Source organism: Pseudomonas sp. SIMBA_068 (assembly GCF_046534705.1).
GTDB classification, from domain to species: domain Bacteria; phylum Pseudomonadota; class Gammaproteobacteria; order Pseudomonadales; family Pseudomonadaceae; genus Aquipseudomonas; species Aquipseudomonas putida.
Genome location: NZ_JAWRYI010001701.1, coordinates 1 through 235, shown reverse-complemented (window position 1 = coordinate 235; position 235 = coordinate 1). Strand labels below are relative to the sequence as shown.

The following is a 235-nucleotide window of genomic DNA, read 5'->3' as shown; positions in this document are numbered from 1 at the left end:
CCGAGAAAACCACCGCCCAACACCACCACCGGTCCCTGGCACGCCAGGAGTTGCCGGACGTCGGCGATACTGCGAAAACCCAGTACGCAATCCGCGTTGATGCCGAGAATGGCGGGCAAACGGGGCTGTGAACCGGTGGCAAACACCAGCCGATCCCAGCCCAGCTGGCGATAATCGGTCTGCACTGTACGTGCCGCCAGATCGACCTGCAGCACGGTTTCGCCGGATAGCAGCG

Annotated in this window: 1 protein-coding gene; it reads right to left on the bottom strand. The window is 63.4% G+C overall.

The window, feature by feature from the left end; all coding sequences use genetic code 11:
• Positions 1 to 235: FAD-dependent oxidoreductase (locus tag SB756_RS35540; protein ID WP_410913942.1), on the bottom strand; the 235-nt coding region annotated here is incomplete at both ends.